The organism is Photobacterium sp. DNB22_13_2, from assembly GCF_052873915.1.
Genome location: NZ_JBNNXU010000271.1, coordinates 1 through 239 on the forward strand (window position 1 = coordinate 1; position 239 = coordinate 239).

Annotated in this window: 1 protein-coding gene; it reads right to left on the bottom strand. The window is 66.9% G+C overall.

From position 1 onward, the window contains the following. Positions 1–239: hypothetical protein (locus ACVA58_RS28625; protein WP_446513612.1), on the bottom strand; the 239-nt coding region annotated here is incomplete at both ends.

Below are 239 nucleotides of genomic sequence, written 5' to 3' on the forward strand. Positions count from 1 at the left end.
CCAGTGCAGCGGCACATCCAGCGGCGTGTCGGGCACCAGTTCAACCAGTGTGCCCGCCTTGAGGTGCGACGTGATCAGCGTCTGCGGATGCAGACCCCATCCCATGCCAGCAACTGCGGCCGCCACAAAGGCCTGAGGCGAGGGCAGCATGTGCCGGGGCAGTTCGACATGCCGGTGGCACAGACGCCGTGCCCAGCGCGCCTGCAGCTCGTCTTTGGTGTTGAACAGCAGGCTGGGGG